The 16289-nt window shown below is 38.3% G+C and carries 15 protein-coding genes; 7 read left to right on the top strand and 8 right to left on the bottom strand.

Features of this window, described 5'->3' with window-relative positions; genetic code table 11:
• Positions 1–147: 147 nt before the first annotated feature.
• Both GQR54_RS04175 and GQR54_RS04170 read left to right on the top strand, forming a co-directional pair.
• The gene (locus GQR54_RS04175; RefSeq protein WP_166376637.1) at positions 148–1425 is read left to right on the top strand and encodes an amidohydrolase family protein; all 1278 of its coding nucleotides are present in this window, start codon (positions 148–150) and stop codon (positions 1423–1425) included.
• Positions 1426–1643: 218 nt separating this feature from the next.
• Positions 1644–4064 (top strand): TonB-dependent receptor, encoded by a 2421-nt coding sequence (locus GQR54_RS04170; RefSeq protein ID WP_166376636.1) that lies wholly within the window; start codon positions 1644–1646, stop codon positions 4062–4064.
• Between the two features lie 69 nt (positions 4065–4133).
• Here the strand turns inward: GQR54_RS04170 and adhP are convergent, their stop codons facing one another.
• A complete protein-coding gene (gene adhP, locus GQR54_RS04165; RefSeq protein WP_166376635.1) occupies positions 4134–5144 on the bottom strand; it encodes an alcohol dehydrogenase AdhP in 1011 nt (336 codons plus the stop codon).
• A 202-nt stretch (positions 5145–5346) separates the two neighbouring features.
• Here adhP and GQR54_RS04160 point away from each other — a divergent pair, with 202 nt between their 5' ends.
• The gene (locus GQR54_RS04160; protein ID WP_010552940.1) at positions 5347–5892 is read left to right on the top strand and encodes a MarR family transcriptional regulator; all 546 of its coding nucleotides are present in this window, start codon (positions 5347–5349) and stop codon (positions 5890–5892) included.
• Between the two features lie 40 nt (positions 5893–5932).
• On the opposite strand, the gene GQR54_RS04155 is transcribed toward GQR54_RS04160, so the two are convergent.
• Positions 5933–6949 (bottom strand): lytic murein transglycosylase, encoded by a 1017-nt coding sequence (locus tag GQR54_RS04155; protein WP_166376634.1) that lies wholly within the window; start codon positions 6947–6949, stop codon positions 5933–5935.
• Complete coding sequence (locus GQR54_RS04150; protein ID WP_166376633.1) at positions 6942–7223, bottom strand: YcgL domain-containing protein; 282 nt, start codon at positions 7221–7223, stop codon at positions 6942–6944. Before GQR54_RS04150 ends, GQR54_RS04155 begins: the two co-directional genes overlap by 8 nt.
• Positions 7224–7378: 155 nt before the next feature.
• Here GQR54_RS04150 and minC point away from each other — a divergent pair, with 155 nt between their 5' ends.
• From minC to minE, 3 genes are read left to right on the top strand one after another with little or no spacing between them, the layout of a single operon-like run.
• Positions 7379–8083, top strand: coding sequence for a septum site-determining protein MinC (gene minC / locus GQR54_RS04145; RefSeq protein ID WP_166376632.1), 705 nt, complete (start codon positions 7379–7381; stop codon positions 8081–8083).
• A 5-nt stretch (positions 8084–8088) separates the two neighbouring features.
• On the top strand, positions 8089–8898 hold the full coding sequence (gene minD / locus GQR54_RS04140; RefSeq protein WP_007583272.1) for a septum site-determining protein MinD: 810 nt from the start codon (positions 8089–8091) through the stop codon (positions 8896–8898).
• A 1-nt stretch (position 8899) separates the two neighbouring features.
• On the top strand, positions 8900–9163 hold the full coding sequence (minE, locus tag GQR54_RS04135) for a cell division topological specificity factor MinE (RefSeq protein WP_007377619.1): 264 nt from the start codon (positions 8900–8902) through the stop codon (positions 9161–9163).
• A 152-nt stretch (positions 9164–9315) separates the two neighbouring features.
• Here the strand turns inward: minE and rnd are convergent, their stop codons facing one another.
• The 3 genes from rnd to GQR54_RS04120 form a co-directional block, all read right to left on the bottom strand.
• Positions 9316–10446 carry a ribonuclease D gene (gene rnd / locus GQR54_RS04130; RefSeq protein ID WP_166376631.1) on the bottom strand — a complete coding sequence of 377 codons (1131 nt, stop codon included), beginning with the start codon at positions 10444–10446 and terminating at the stop codon, positions 9316–9318.
• Positions 10447–10497: 51 nt separating this feature from the next.
• A complete protein-coding gene (fadD, locus tag GQR54_RS04125; RefSeq protein ID WP_166376630.1) occupies positions 10498–12150 on the bottom strand; it encodes a long-chain-fatty-acid--CoA ligase FadD in 1653 nt (550 codons plus the stop codon).
• A 115-nt stretch (positions 12151–12265) separates the two neighbouring features.
• Positions 12266–13117 carry an alpha/beta hydrolase gene (locus GQR54_RS04120; RefSeq protein WP_166376629.1) on the bottom strand — a complete coding sequence of 284 codons (852 nt, stop codon included), beginning with the start codon at positions 13115–13117 and terminating at the stop codon, positions 12266–12268.
• Positions 13118–13796: 679 nt separating this feature from the next.
• Between GQR54_RS04120 and GQR54_RS04115 the strand changes: the two genes are divergently transcribed.
• Positions 13797–15086: an alkaline phosphatase gene (locus GQR54_RS04115; RefSeq protein WP_166376628.1), complete on the top strand. Its 1290-nt coding sequence runs from the start codon at positions 13797–13799 to the stop codon at positions 15084–15086.
• 95 nt (positions 15087–15181) lie between these two features.
• Here the strand turns inward: GQR54_RS04115 and GQR54_RS04110 are convergent, their stop codons facing one another.
• Positions 15182–15511, bottom strand: a complete 330-nt coding sequence (locus GQR54_RS04110; protein ID WP_007580633.1) for a hypothetical protein — start codon at positions 15509–15511, stop codon at positions 15182–15184.
• Between the two features lie 68 nt (positions 15512–15579).
• Positions 15580–16281: a tRNA (adenosine(37)-N6)-threonylcarbamoyltransferase complex dimerization subunit type 1 TsaB gene (tsaB, locus tag GQR54_RS04105; RefSeq protein WP_166376627.1), complete on the bottom strand. Its 702-nt coding sequence runs from the start codon at positions 16279–16281 to the stop codon at positions 15580–15582.
• Positions 16282–16289: the final 8 nt, after the last annotated feature.

Raw genomic sequence — 16289 nt, 5'->3', positions numbered from 1 at the left:
CTTTTTAATATCGTTTTTTGATTATGCGCATTAAGCCTTACTTAATAAAGTAATTACGATAGATTGCGTTTATCGCTATTTATTTGCACTTTAAATTTACCTTGGTAGAGTCAATAAATACTCTAACTTCTCTAAAAGAAGAATAAAATGAAAAAACAATTGCTCAGTGCTTCCATTGCCCTGCTGTGCCTAAACAGCTTCAATGCACAAGCTGTTACTTACATATCAGCTAAAGCAATGTTAGATGTAGAAAACGGCACGTTAATACGCTCGCCGTTAATTGCTATTGATAACGGGGTTATCGTATCAATTGAACAAAACAAAAAACCGACACTTTCTAAAAATGATGAGCATATTGCGTTGCCGGAGCTAACACTTATGCCTGGCTTAATGGATATGCACGTGCATTTAACAAGTGACCCAACGGTTCCACGCAGTGAACGTTTAGGCCAGTCAGTACCTAGAATGGCGATTAAAGCGGCTCATTTTGCTAAAAAAACCTTAGAAGCCGGATTTACAACAGTTCGTAATGTTGGCGCAGAAGGTTACAGCGTTATAGCGGTGCGTGACGGCATAAATGCGGGTGACATAGTTGGCCCTCGTATTTGGGCTGCGGGGCCATCACTCGGAATTACCGGCGGGCACTGTGATAACAACCGATTACCTCCTGAGCTTAAATATACTTCAAGTGGTGTCGCAGACGGTCCATGGGCTGCGCGTATAAAAGTACGCGAAAACATTAAATACGGGGCAAACGCTATTAAGTTTTGCGCCACAGGTGGAGTATTTTCAAAAGGGACTAAAGTAGGTGCACAGCAGTATTCTTTTGAAGAAATGAAAGCCATTGTTGATGAAGCCCATATGCGAGATTTACCTGTTGCAGCTCATGCACACGGTACAAGCGGGATTAAAACAGCCATTAAAGCAGGTGTTGATAGCGTAGAGCACGCCAGCTTTTTAGATGACGAAGCCATAGCCCTTGCCAAAGAGCATGGAACTTGGCTTTCTATGGATATTTATAACACCGAATACACGCTAACTTATGGCGAGCAAAATGGCGTAGACGAAGAAAATCTAAATAAAGAACGCCAAGTATCAAAAAGGCAGCGTGATAGCTTTAGCCGTGCTGTAAAAGCGGGTGTTAAAATGGTGTTCGGGACTGATGCAGCAATTTACCCGCACGGGGATAATGCAAAACAGTTTAGCCGCATGGTTGAATTTGGCATGACAGAACTACAAGCCATTCAAGCATCCACTATTAATAGCGCTAAGTTATTAAAAATGGATACTCAGTTAGGACAAATTAAAACCGGATTTGCAGCTGATATAATTGCTGTAAAAGCAAACCCTCTTAAAAACATTAAAACCTTAGAGTCTGTACCCTTTGTAATGAAAGCCGGTGTTGTTTATAAAAACCAATTGTAAAAACACGCTATTAAGGCTGAGTTTACTTAGCCTTAATAAACCCCTCACCCATCTCAAACAGCCTATAAAAGGTACAACGTACCTTTTATAGGCTTAACTTTGTTTATTAATTATCCGAACAGTTTTATTTAATCAAATAAAATGAACTTTCTATTCACTTTAAAAACAATAACCATTATCATTCGCGTAAATTCAATAACGCGAATAGTTATCACTCTATGAAAACGTTTAAGTACTCTCTTATTACTCTTGCTTGTTTAAATGCAAATATGGCATTTGCCCAAAATACACAAGTTGATGCTGATATTGAACGCATCAGCGTATACGAAAAACAAAACCGCGTGGTGATGAGCTCAGGTCTTGCTACTAAATCAGACATGTCTTTAATGGAAACACCTGCACCGGTTGTGATTATTGACCGTGAACTTATTGAATCTCAAGGTGTAGATAGCCTACAAGATTTAGTTAGAAACGTAAGTGGTTTAACACAAGCAGGTAATAACTACGGTATTGGTGATAACTTAGTAATTCGTGGTTTAGATGCAAACTACACCTACGATGGTATGTATGGTGGTGCAGGCCTGGGTAATACATTTAATCCAACTCGTTCACTTACAAATGTTGAATCTGTTGAGGTTTTAAAAGGCCCAGCAACAGGTTTATATGGCATTGGTAGTGCGGGTGGCGTAATTAACCTAATTGAGAAAAAGCCAGAATTTGAAGAAAAACACAAAGTATCGGCTGAGCTTGGCCAGTGGGATAGCTATTCATTATCGTTTGATAGCACTAACGCTATAACAGATGACTTGGCCTATCGTGTAATGGCTAAAACAGCGTCAAGTGACGGCTTTCGCGATTTAAAAGAAGATCGCGACGAGATTTATACCTCGCTTAAATACGTACTAAACGACAGACAAAACATCATGCTTTCTGCAGCATATATAAAAGATGAAATAGCGGTTGATTCTATTGGTCACCCTATTCGTATTTACAATGCAGAAACTGCAAATGGTTTAAGCGCGGGTGAAGTAACCGGTGCCGATTTAGTAAACGATCCGACAGGAAACGGCGTACAGTTAAGTGATGCGCAGCGCGACCAACTTGCTAATTCGCTATCTGCATCTGATGGATTAACACCTTATAGCTTTGGCACAAATGGTATTATTTCACCAATGGCTGATGCTAACGAAGGTGAAGAACTGCGTTTTAAATTAACGCATAACTATTACATTACTGACGATTTGTTTTTAAACCAGCAGCTACAGTACCGCAACTACACATCTAGTTTTGCGCGCCAAACAGGTGCTTATAACTACGTTTACTCTACTCGTGATGGAATTATAAATAATGACCCACGTGCTCCGTTAGTTGAAGACGGTGTACTTTACCCGTATGCAGCACGCCGCCAAGAATACCGCCAAGTAGAAGCAGATGAAAAATCATGGCAGTACTTTTTAGATTTACGTTATGACTTTATTTTAGGCGACGTAGATAACGAATTGCTTGTTAACGCAAACTACGAAGATAGAGATATTCGTTTTAAACAATTCTCAATATGGGATCAAGATTACGTACTCACAAACGATGCTGGTGATGTAACGTACCAAGGTTCATTGCCGTATATTTACGATATAAGAGAGCCAAATTGGCCATCTGGCAGCTTTGATGACTTCGATCCACTTAAAACCAGCGACTACAATAAAAAAGTACAAGCATGGGGCTTAGGCATTCAACATGTTGGTTATCTTACTGAAGAGCTTACAACGCGTATTGGTGTAGCATATAACCGAATTGAGCAAACTTACGAGCACTTTGGTGTAGATGAGCGCTATAGCTCAAGCCGCGCAGAGCCAACACCTGAAGCGAGTACATCAGATTCTGGCTTAACGTATAACCTTGGTGCGACGTATCAGCCATCTGAAGATTTATCTGTATTTGTAAATCATTCAAAAGGCCGTACAGCGTATAGTGTATTAGGCTCTGTGGCGGGTAATGAAGCAGACAGAGAAGATTCTGAATCAATGAGTAACGATTTAGGTTTTAGATTTAAAGCGTTTGATGATCAACTACTAGCTTCTGTTGTTATATTCGAAAGCTCTCGTACTAATTTAGAATACGCAAACCCGCTTTATGACGCTTTAACATCAGGCTCAAATGTACCTGAAAGCTATTATGATGGTAAAGAAGAAACAACAGGTATTGAACTTGATTTAAACGCTTACTTAAATGATAAATGGAAAGTAAACGTAAACGGTATTTATCAAGATGCACGTGACAAGAGTAATCCTAATAGCAGCAGTTATGATACACGCCAAAAAGGTGTGCCTTACGTAACAGCAAGCACATGGGTAACTTACTACGCAGATATGTTTAACTTACCTGAAGCTGTAAATATAAGTGGTGGTATTACATTTGTAGATAACAGAAGCACTAATTCAAGTTCGTTCTCGATTCCTGATGGTTATGTACCAAGTTACACGATTTACGATACAGCGGTATCGTATACAACTGATAAATGGCATATGCAGTTAAACATAAATAACTTGTTTAATAAAAAGTATTACTCAAAAGCAATGTTTTTAGGTGGCATGCCAGGCGAAGAGCGTAATGCAAAACTAAGTTTTAGTTACACACTTTAATTGGTTTAGTATTTAAAAAGCACGGTTTTGTATTTTTACAAACCGTGCTTATTTACTGTAGCTATTTAATTAAATAGTAACGACAATTCGGCCGTTAATTTCGCCTTTAAGCATATCATCAAAAATTTCGTTAATATCCTCTAAACGTTTTTCTTCAATAATTGCTTTTACCTTACCTTGTGCGGCAAACTCTAAGCATTCTTGTAAATCTTTACGTGTACCAACAATAGAGCCCACTACTGACACGCCATTAAGCACAGTATCAAAAATAGGAAGCGGCATATCCTCTGGAGGTAATCCCACTAATACACATTTACCGCCACGGCGTACACTTTTATAAGCTTGTTCAAACCCAGCTTTAGATACCGCAGTACACACTACAGCATGCGCACCACCAACTTGTTCAAAAATAGCTTCGCTTGGAACAACTTCTTTAAAGTCGAGGGTTATATCTGCGCCAAGCTCTTTAGCAAGTGCGAGCTTTTCTTTACCTGTATCAACAGCTATTACATTAAAGCCCATTGCTTTAGCGTACTGTACTGCTAAATGACCAAGCCCACCTACACCAACAATAGCAACCCATTGCCCCGGTTTAGCACCGGATACTTTTAATGCTTTATACGTTGTAACACCTGCGCAAAATAATGGAGCAGCTTCAGAAAAGCCTAATCCCTCAGGTATTTTTACAACGTAATCACCGTGAGCCAAACAATATTCTGCATAGCTACCATCAATAGAATAGCCAGTATTATGCTGCGATAAACACAGTGTTTCTTTGCCATCTAGGCAAAACTCACAGTGCCCACATGCACTATAGAGCCAAGGAATACCCACCCTATCGCCAACTTCTAAGTGCTTAATGTTGCTTCCAACTTTATCAATAACACCAACTCCTTCATGCCCTGGAACTAATGGCATTTTTGGCTTTACCGGCCAATCACCATGACAGGCATGTAAATCAGTATGGCAAACACCACAAGCGGCTATTTTTACTAAAACGTCGTTTATTCCAACCTCAGGAATTGGCAGATCTGTTATTTGTAATTTACCTTTGTATTCATTATTAATTGCAGCTTTCATAGTCATTCCATCGTATTTGAAAAAATAAAAAAAGGATTTATTTACGTATTGTTGTGTACAACATATCCCAATGTAGATGTATAAATATTAATCTAAATCATACTTTAGTCGTTAAAATCAATTTATAAAATGGCTAAGAACTTGCTATCCAAAATGAGCGTGCTAGCATTTACTTTCTGAAATTACTGAAAGTTACTAAGCTATGAGTTTATCCGAAAAGAATTTTGCCTTTGTAATGCATTGTGGTGAGATGGGCAGCCGCTGGGGATTCAATCGTACGATTGGGCAAATGTGTGGTTTGCTGATTATTACTAAAAATCCAATGACAGCCAATGAGATTGCAGATGCGCTTAGTATTTCTCGCGGTAATGTAAGCATGGGTATTAAAGAGTTGCAATCGTGGCAATTAATTAAAGTGCAGCATATCCCTGGCGATCGAAAAGAGTACTACGCCCCTGCTGGCGATATTTGGGATATGGCTAATCGCGTATTTGAAGAACGTAAGAAGCGCGAAATTGAGCCCACCTTAACATTACTACGCGATAACTTATTAGACGAAGCCAGTAACGACGATGAACTTTACGCACAAAAACAAATGGGGGAAATTCACAACCTGCTTGAAACCGTCACTAAATGGTCATCAGAGCTGCAACGTTTAACGCCAGAGCAACTTAATAAACTGATGAAGCTAGGTTCTGGAATTGGTAAAGTTATTGACTTAAAAGATAAGATATTCAAAAAAGAATAAAGCCGCAATTGCGGCTTTATTTATAGGTATATTTTAAAAATTAGATTTTTGGATAACCAATTCTATCCGACAAGTAACCTACGCTAGTAGCAAAGTAATACGAGCGATTCCAATGCATAAACACTTTGTAGTTATCGTACGCTAAGTACATACGGCCATTTATATCATCAGGCATAACCAGCGCAGCACGTACGTCCACATTAGGTAAATCAGAGCCATCGGCTTTACGTACACCCAGTGCTTGCCAATCAGCTAATGAGCGCTCAGAATCATTCCAGTATTCTAACCACTGCTTGCGCGTTTTTGTACCACGCACCAAAACATATTTACTATCAAAGTTTTCAGGTAACTGTACTTGGCGACCCCACGTAAGAGAGTCGTTCCAGCCTTCTTGCTTTAAATAGTTAGCAATTGAAGCAAAAGCATCTTCCTTTGTGGTCCAAATATCTTTACGGCCATCATTATTGTAATCAACCGCGTAAGCATTAAATGAAGTTGGCATAAATTGCGTTTGCCCCATTGCGCCTGCCCATGAGCCTTTAAATTTATCAAGCGTTATGTGGCCCGATTTTAAAATGTCGAGTGCAGCCCAAAGTTGGCGTTTATAAAGCGCTTCTCGGCGTCCATCAAAAGCAAGTGTAACAAGTGACGAAATAACATTATGGCCACCTTGAATAGCGCCAAAGTTACTTTCAAGTCCCCATAGTGCCACTATAAAGCGTGCTTGTACGCCAAACTCTTTCGCTACTTTTTCAAGTACATCTTTGTTTTCTGCATAAAGCTTGCGTGCGCGGTCTATTTTCCACTGTGGTACGCGTTTTGGTAAATACGTTTCAAGGGTTTCTTTTACTTCTGGCTGGTTTTTATCAGCCGAAACCACTTTTTCTTTATACGTTGCTGTTGCAAAAGCATCATCAATTAATTTGGCTTCATAGCCTTTTGCAATGGCTTCTTGCTTTAAATTAGATAAATAATCTTGAAATTCGGCCTGTGTTTTTGCCATCACAGATGAGCTTAAACATACGCCACACAATATAACTGCCAGCTTCTTAATCACTATCGGCTCCATTTTGCTTTCTAAGTTCACTTAACAAGTTTTGCTCTGGTGGAGGTAGTTGTAAATAATAGCCTTTATCACTTAACTCAGCTTTTACAACTTCTAAATCAGACCCGCCTAAATGCTCACGTTTTGCTAAGTTGATAATCATCACATAATGAGGTTGACCAAGCATAGTCATTAAAGGTTCCGGAACTTTGCTAAAATCATCTCTTTTCTCGACAAATAAGAACGCATCCGCTTTTTTCTTACTTTTATACACTGCAGTTAACATTATGGCCCCATAAATTCTTGCTTAACAATGCTGCACACTATAACATGAGAGTAATAATAAGTTAGAAAAATTAGATTAGAAATTTCATCAAAGGCCTCATTCAGCCTACGTTTATCTAAAATTAATTTCTAATCAGACAATTCAATTGAGCGTGTATGTCGGACCAAATTTTTGAGTTAAAAGGGAATCTTTTTACGTTATCAGTTTTGCATCTTTATAGTACTGATATAAACCTTTTAGCAGAACAGCTGTATGTAAAAATAGCCCAAGCGCCTAGGTTTTTTGAAGGTGCCCCCATTGTTGTTAATTTAATGGAAATTAAAAACAGTCCGCTCGATTTTATTCACTTAAAATCACTAATTGAGCGCATGAGTTTTAATGCAGTTGGTGTGTGTAATGGCTCAGATGAGCAACACACTCAGGCAAAAGCTGCTGGCTTATCTGTTTTAAATTATTCACAAGACGTTAAGAACGAACCTGTTAAACAGGAGGCTAATACGTCTATTGTAGAAAAAACAGTGCATTTGCCGGCGCAAATTATTAGCGGTACCGTTCGTTCTGGCCAACAAGTTTATGCAAAGGACAGGGATTTGATAGTACTTGGCGCGGTAAGTCACGGTGCTGAAGTCATTGCCGATGGTAATGTCCATATATATGGCACGTTGCGCGGTCGCGCTATTGCAGGCGCAAAAGGGTTTAAAAAAGCACACATTTTTTGCCAAAAACTTGAAGCCGAACTGGTTTCAATAGATGGTAACTACTGGATCAGTGATTCGCTACAAGGTGAACACTGGGGAAATGCAGTGCAAATACAACAAAAAGACGAATCATTAGAAATTTCAGCTTTGGTTAAAGGATAAATCTCATGGCAAAAGTAATTGTCGTTACCTCAGGTAAAGGCGGTGTTGGTAAAACAACATCAAGTGCTGCAATTGGCACAGGCTTAGCGTTAAAAGGCTATAAAACAGTTATTATCGACTTTGATATTGGTTTACGTAACTTAGATTTAATTATGGGCTGTGAACGCCGTGTTGTTTATGACTTTGTAAACGTAATTAATGGTGAGGCAAACCTTAACCAAGCGCTTATTAAAGATAAACGTGTAGATAAATTATTTTTACTACCCGCTTCACAAACTCGTGATAAAGACGCATTAACTCGTGAAGGTGTTGAACGCGTATTAAACGAATTAAAAGAAGACTTTGATTACATTGTATGTGATTCACCAGCAGGCATTGAAGCTGGCGCTATGATGGCAATGTACTTTGCTGACGAAGCAATCGTGACAACAAATCCAGAAGTGTCGTCAGTTCGAGATTCGGATCGTATTTTAGGTATCTTACACAGCAAATCAAAACGTGCTGAAGAAGGCCTAGAAAACATTAAAGAACACTTACTATTAACACGCTATAATCCTAGTCGTGTTGAAAAAGGTGAAATGCTATCGGTAGAAGATGTGCAAGATATTCTGTCAATCCCATTATTAGGGGTTATTCCTGAATCGCAAGCGGTATTAAGTGCTTCAAACTCAGGCCAACCTGTTATATTGGATACAGAATCTGATGCAGGTCAAGCTTATTCTGATGCAATTAACCGCTTACTAGGTGAAACCGTCGATTTTCGCTTCTTAGACGTTGAGAAAAAAGGCTTATTTAAACGGATTTTTGGAGGTTAACGTGTCTTTACTTGACTACTTCCGCTCGGAAAAGAAAAACAGTGCGTCACTTGCAAAAGAGCGATTGCAGATTATAGTCGCGCATGAACGTTCTCAACGAGGGACACCGGATTACTTACCACAATTAAAACAAGATATTTTAGATGTGATCCGTAAATACGTGAATGTAAGTAGTGATGCAGTTCAGGTTCAGTTTGATCAGAACGAAGACGATTTAGCCGTACTTGAGCTAAACGTTACACTACCTGATGAAGAAAAGAAGTAATTGAAGAAAGGGCGCTTTATAAGCGCCCTCTTTATTTTCGCAATAACTTTCTAAATATCTACGTTTCAATCCCCTTCATGCAACTAAAACTTTTAACTATGTAACACAAAAACTATAGATAAGTATTACACAGTTAAAGAAAATATTTAGTCTTAAGTATCCCATTCTTTTAAAGCGTCTTTAACGTAGGTATATCGCCAAGAGCTAAGTAAATCAGGCTTTATATGACTCTGTTTTTGCTCATTAGTTAACTTCCAATTCCAACTAATCAGTTGATTGACTTGCTTTTTAGAGGCCATAACATCTTCTGGTATATTGTGTTCTTTAGCTACTTTAGTGATTTTTTGTTTTATATCTTTTGCTACTTTTTTATAAGTAGGAAAATCAATTAAGCGCTTAAGTACATCAGGGTGCTGAGCATCTGGAACTTCTTTGGCAGCTTCAATACACTTTATTATATCTACACCAGAGCGATTAACTTCAATAGCTTCAACCCCTGGAATTTGACGTAGAGCGTTTAAACTTGAAGGACCACGTTTGGCAATTTCAGTCATGTTATGTTCTTTTAACACAAAATTAAGCGCCAAATTTTTCTTGATAGCTTTATTTCTTCGCCATACAGCAAGCTCTTTTAACACCGCTAGTTCGTGCGGTTTAAGTTGCCATGCATTTTTAATATCTTTATATAAAAGCTCGTCAGGTGTTTGAAATGCACGTTTTTTGGCAATCAATTCACTTTCGTTTATTACAATGTCAAAGAAGCCAGCGGCATTAATACGATCGATAATCAGCTCAAAACACGGTAATAAGTAAAAAGTATCAGCAGCCGCGTAGTCTAATTGTTTTTTAGTTAACGGGCGTTGCAGCCAGTTAGTGCGTGACTCGCTTTTATCTATTTCAATACCTTGCAGCTCTTTTACCATAAGAGCAAAACCCATACAGTTACCTTCACCGAGTAGCTGCAACGCAAATTGTGTATCAAATAATGGGGCTGGGACAAAGCCTGCGTACTTTTGAAAAACTTCAATATCTTCTGAAGGAGAATGCAGTACTTTTAAAACTGCAGGATCTTTAAGTATTTCCCAAAAATCAAATAGTGAAAGTTCCGCTAATGGGTCAATAAGCGCTAAATGCTCACCATCAAAAACTTGGATAAGTGCAACTTCTGGATACAAAGTACGACGACGCATAAACTCAGTATCTATGGCTAAAACGGGTTTATTTTTAATTTGCTCAACAAATGTATTAAGTTGATTCTGGGTTTCAATCAATTGGTATTGCACTTAATCTCCTACAATAAAAAAGCCGACATATGTCGGCTTTTTTATAGGTTGCTAATCTTTCAAGGCTCTTCGGAGTATCTTACCTACGTTAGTTTTAGGTAACTCATCCCTAAACTCTACCAGCTTGGGGACCTTGTAATTAGTTAAATTATCACGACAGTGACTTATTATATCTTTTTCAGTTAAAGAAGGGTCTTTTTTCACAACAAAAACTTTAACTTGTTCACCACTTACATCATGAGGAATACCGATAGCAGCTACTTCAAGCACACCTTCGTGCATAGCCACTACTTCTTCAATCTCATTAGGGAAAACATTAAAGCCAGATACAATAATCATGTCTTTTTTACGATCTACAATAAAGAAGAAACCTTCATCATCATAAGTCGCAATATCACCTGTAGCAAACCAGCCGTCTTTTAAACATTCAGCGGTTGCATCTGGTCGCTTGTAATAGCCAACCATTACCTGAGGGCCTTTAACACAAAGCTCGCCAGGCTCACCTTTAGCTGCTTCTTCGCCGTTATCTAAAACCAATTTAATATCAGTGTTAGGCGCGGGCAAACCAATAGAGCCATTATATGCTTCTAAATCAAAAGGACTAATAGTAACTAAAGGAGAGCATTCTGTAAGGCCATAACCTTCCATTAATTTTGAACCAGTCACTTTTTGCCATTTTTCAGCAACAGGACGTTGAACGGCCATACCGCCGCCCAAAGACATTTTTAAATGGCTAAAGTCAAGTTCAGCAAAACCTGGTGTGTTTAATAAACCATTAAATAATGTATTAACACCGGTAATAGCTGTGAAATTATGTTGACCCAGCTCTTTAACAAAACCAGGCATATCTCGTGGGTTTGTAATTAATATATTTAAACCACCGTACTTCATAAATGTTAGGCAATTAGCTGTTAAAGCAAATATATGATAAAGCGGTAAAGCAGTAACAACGACTTCTGTACCACGATTTAACACTTTGTCTAAACAACCTGAAACTTGTTGAAGGTTACCAACCATGTTGCCATGGCTCAGCATTGCCCCTTTAGATACACCTGTTGTGCCACCTGTGTACTGTAAAAAAGCAAGATCAGACAAGCTCATTTCAGGACGCGTATATTTAGCTTCATCTGCAGCTAGAACGTCTGAAAATTTAATTGTGTTAGGCAAGTTGAACTTTGGCACCATTTTTTTAATGTGCTTCACAACAAAGTTAACTATATGCTTTTTAAGCCCGCCAACCATATCGCCTACTTGGGTGACCACAATATGCTTAACATCAGTATGAGCAAGTGACTTTTCAAGTGTGTCAGCAAAGTTTGCTAGGATGAAAATAGCCGTAGTGTCAGAGTCTTTTAGCTGATGCTCTAATTCACGTACTGTGTAAAGTGGGTTAACATTTACAACCACACAACCTGCACGCAAAACACCTAAAATTGTGACTGGTGTTTGTAGTAAGTTAGGCATCATTACGGCAACTTTGTCGCCTTTTTTAAGACCCAAATCATTTTGAATATAGGAAGCAACTTTTTTTGTTGCTGTATCTATTTCATCGTAAGACATCGTTTTACCCATATTCGTAAATGCAGGTAAATTGGTGTAATCACTAAAACTTTTTTCGAACACTTCGAGTAACGAGTTGTAATGCTCAGGATCGATTGTTTCAGGCATACCCTCTGGGTAGCGCTTAAGCCAGATTTTTTCCACTCTTAGCCCCTGTTTATAATTATATTTTTATTAACCTTAATCTAAGTAAGGCACTTTAACAATTGAGCAAATACTCTAATGCAGGAATAATCCCACATTTTACGTAAACTTACAATTAACATGCACCATTTTGCAGCATAAAGTCTTGAATATGCTCAAAACATAGTTCACTGCTTTGCATGTGGCAATGATGCCCACCATCTATATTAATGACCTTCAAGCTGTTGTAATAACTAATATACTTTGCCAAATTTTGTTTTACAAACGAATAACCTTCGTTACCTAAAATTAATTGGCATGGTGCAATTAAATCTTTTATTGCACCAATACATTGCGCCTCATTAAACCTAAAACCTGAGTGATTTTTGAGCTTTGGATCTGTTGCTAGCGCAAAACCATCTAGAACCTGTTTTATATTACGTTGCATTAAGAGCGTAATAAGATCACTATTTAAATCGGTTGTTTGAGCGCGTGCTTCATAAATAAGTTCTTTCGATTTATAAATTCTCGACTTTTTATTTTTTAAACGCGCTCTATTAAGTACCGCACTTTTTAACTGTTCACACACACCTTCACTAAGGGTTGTAACACAACCAATTCCCTCAATAAAGGTAACAGACTTTACATAATCGCTAAAGCAGCTAGCAAAAAGTCCTGCAACCATAGCTCCCATTGAATGACCTACTAAATGTACTTTTTTAACACCAAGCGCATTTATAAGTTGGTACACATCATCAATATAATCAACAAAATAATAGTGTGCATCATCACTTCGCCAAGACGATAAACCGTGCCCAACAAAGTCAATGCAATACCAAGTGTGCTTTGGGTTAACGTTGTTTAACATTGGCATAAAGCTATGGCAGTTGTCTAACCACCCATGCAACGCTATGACTACTTCGTTCCCTGAACCTACTTTTAAGCCATGAATATTTAAATTATTGGTTTCAATATTAAACGGCTGCACGGTAAGTCCTTTCTCAATTTAGAGCATCATTATTTATAGCATACAAGTTGTCAGACCACTAACTTATAAAATGGTGCCAGATTTACTATCCAATTATCTTCATGGTAACAAATATAGCACTAAGTAGAAAACCAAACTCAATATTTTCAATAACTTAAAAAGTGCGTAATAAGCAAAATTTTTTTACATATTAATTTTGAGTTCCTTCTAAACAAATAAAAGGTGAGAGCACCATGTATAGATAGCTTATAGCTAGGGCCTGTTAACCTTTCTGGATTAAAATTTGTTCTAACTAGGGACGATTTAATCACGGCGCGAGGTTTGTAACCTAGTGGGCTAAGTAAAAGCCGAGCAACAAAGAGTTAATCGTCCCTAGGACGAACCTTCAGGCAGCGCGTGTTTGGTATTTATGCTGTGTTATCGCCAATTTATGGGGAATAACCACACTACATAGGCTCTGCCTTGCCTAAATACCAAACACACTGCTGCAAATTTAACCTCGAAAGATATACAGGCCCTAGTATAATTTAAATAAATAGAACTAACAGTGTTAACTACAATTCTATGTATATAAAATCAAAGTATAAATTATAAATATCTCAGATATTCATTTATTTATCATCCTATCTGTATACAATATCAGCGGCTATTAAATAAGGTACACTCATAAGGTACAACCATGAAAAAACAGATCAGCTTATTGGCACTTTTATGCACCGCTACTGGTGCTTACGCAGAATCAGCACCTAAAAATGTAATTTATATGATTGGTGACGGCATGGGTCCGGCTTACACCACGGCTTATCGCTATTTTAAAGATGACCCTGCAACAAAAAAAGTAGAAAGCACAGTTTTTGACACCATTTTAAAAGGCATGGCTCATACCTACCCTGACGACCATACTTATGTAACAGACAGTGCAGCGGGTGCTACAGCGCTTAGTAGCGGTCATAAAAGTTATAATGGCGCGGTTGCTGTAGATACAGATAAAAAACCAGTTAAAACTATGCTTGAAATAGCAAAAGAGCGCGGTATGACAACAGCGCTTGTTGTAACGTCACAAATAAACCATGCAACGCCTGCTAGCTTTACAGCTCACAATGAATCTCGTTACAACTACGATGATATTGCCAACGATTATATTGATAATAAGATTGCTGGTAAATTACCCGTTGATTTAATGCTCGGTGGCGGTACTAAATATTTTATTCGAGATGACCGTAATTTAGTTGAAGAATTTAAAGCGGCAGGTTACCAATACGGTGACGATATTAATAATCTGGGCCAAATTACACAAATACCTGCCATAGGTTTGTATGCAAGCAAAGGCCTGCCATTTGCACTTGATATGAACCCAACTCGCCTTACTCAGTTAACATCTAAAGCGCTTGATTTACTAGATAACCAGAACGAAAAAGGCTTTTTTGTGATGATTGAGGGCAGCCAAATTGATTGGTGTGGTCACTCTAACGATATAGCCTGTGCGATGGCTGAAATGGACGACTTTGCTAAATCAATCGAAAAAGCAAAAGCGTACGTTGATAAAAATAAAGATACTATACTTGTAGTTACAGCCGATCACTCAACGGGCGGCTTAACTATTGGTTCGCACGGTCAATTCAAATGGGAAACAGACGTAATTAAGGGTGTTAAGGCAACAGCTAGTAAGTTGACAGACAAACTTATGGAGTCTAAAGACTTAAAACCAGTATGGACTGCTAACACCAATATTGAATTTACAACGGAAAACCAAATCAAACTTGAGCAAGCTAAAAAAATGGGCGAAAAAACGCTTAATTTAGCTGTTAAAAGTATTATTAGTGATGCGAGCTTTACTGGCTGGACAACCGGCGGACACACCGCTGTAGACGTTCAAGTATTTGCCTATGGTAAAGGCAGTGATCAATTTATTGGTTCACAAAATAATACTGATATTGCAGATAAACTAATCGGCTTTATTGAACAGTAAATTCCACCTCGTTTTGAACACAAAAAGCCCGAACGAATGTTCGGGCTTTTTATTGAATTTTATCGCTGTATTTATCTAAAAGGTTTGAATGAGCTTTAAGCGTATATATCAACGCCTATTAAATTTTGTACTTCTGCTCGGCGCTCTAAATTAGCAAATTCAGTATAAGTAGAAATCGCTTTACTTACTTGAGCTGTCGGTTGGTCGTAAATTGTTTGGCTGTATTCATTGCTTTTAGCACTGCTTTTAAACAGTTGATTAGCCAGTTCGACGCCCTCAACACTGCTTTTTACATAATCGGTATTCGTTTTTTGTGCAGCCGGCTGGTCTAATAAACTCTGTGGTTTATTAGTAACAACTTTAGTAGGGCTAACCCTACCCGGAATATCTCCGGTAAAAAAACCTGAACCAATAGGCAGCGTCATTACGCGTCTCCAACCTTAATATTGCATAAAATTATGATTTAAAAACAACCAATTTGCAAATAATATGATTACTCACGTCCTGGTAGCTTTTTCCACGTTACCGTATCGCGCACATATTTAGGTTGAGCGTCACTCGCTTTTACAACGTCACTCGCTAAAAACGCGGCTTCAACATGCGCTAACATATAACGCGCATCAGGCAATGTAATATCAGTATTAATTGTCACATTTTCAAAATCATTAAGCGCATCAGGGTAAGTTTTAAAGCCCGTGCCCACCGCTACAGATGGCTCTGTAGTCGCTATATAATCATTATTTAGTAAATCAGGTTTTATAACGCATTCTTGGTTAACTAAAAGCATTAAATTATTTTGCGCTTGGTAATGTGCAAAGTATATCTCCCCCATACGCGCATCTATGCTTGGGTAAACACTCAGGCTGTCGTTTTGCTCAAACGCTTGTTGCGCCATAATAGCCAAAGTAGACACACCTACAAGCGGCAAGTTAGTTGAATACGCTAAACCTTGTGCTATTGCTACACTAATACGTACACCAGTAAAACTGCCCGGGCCTTGCCCAAAACCAATGACATCTAAATCTTTTAATTTACAGTTTGCTTTAGTTAACAGCTCATCCACAAGTGGCAATATTTTTTGGCTGTGCTGCTGCGGACATTCTTCAAAATGATGAAATGTTTGGCCCTGAAAATGTAAAACAATTGAAAGTGCTTCTGTTGAAGCATCAAGGGCAAGAATATTACTTTTGATCATTTTATTAC

Source organism: Pseudoalteromonas sp. Z9A4, assembly GCF_011378845.1.
Taxonomy (GTDB): domain Bacteria; phylum Pseudomonadota; class Gammaproteobacteria; order Enterobacterales; family Alteromonadaceae; genus Pseudoalteromonas; species Pseudoalteromonas arctica.
The sequence above is the reverse complement of the archived record's forward strand: the minus strand, read 5'-3'. Positions and strand labels throughout refer to the sequence as shown.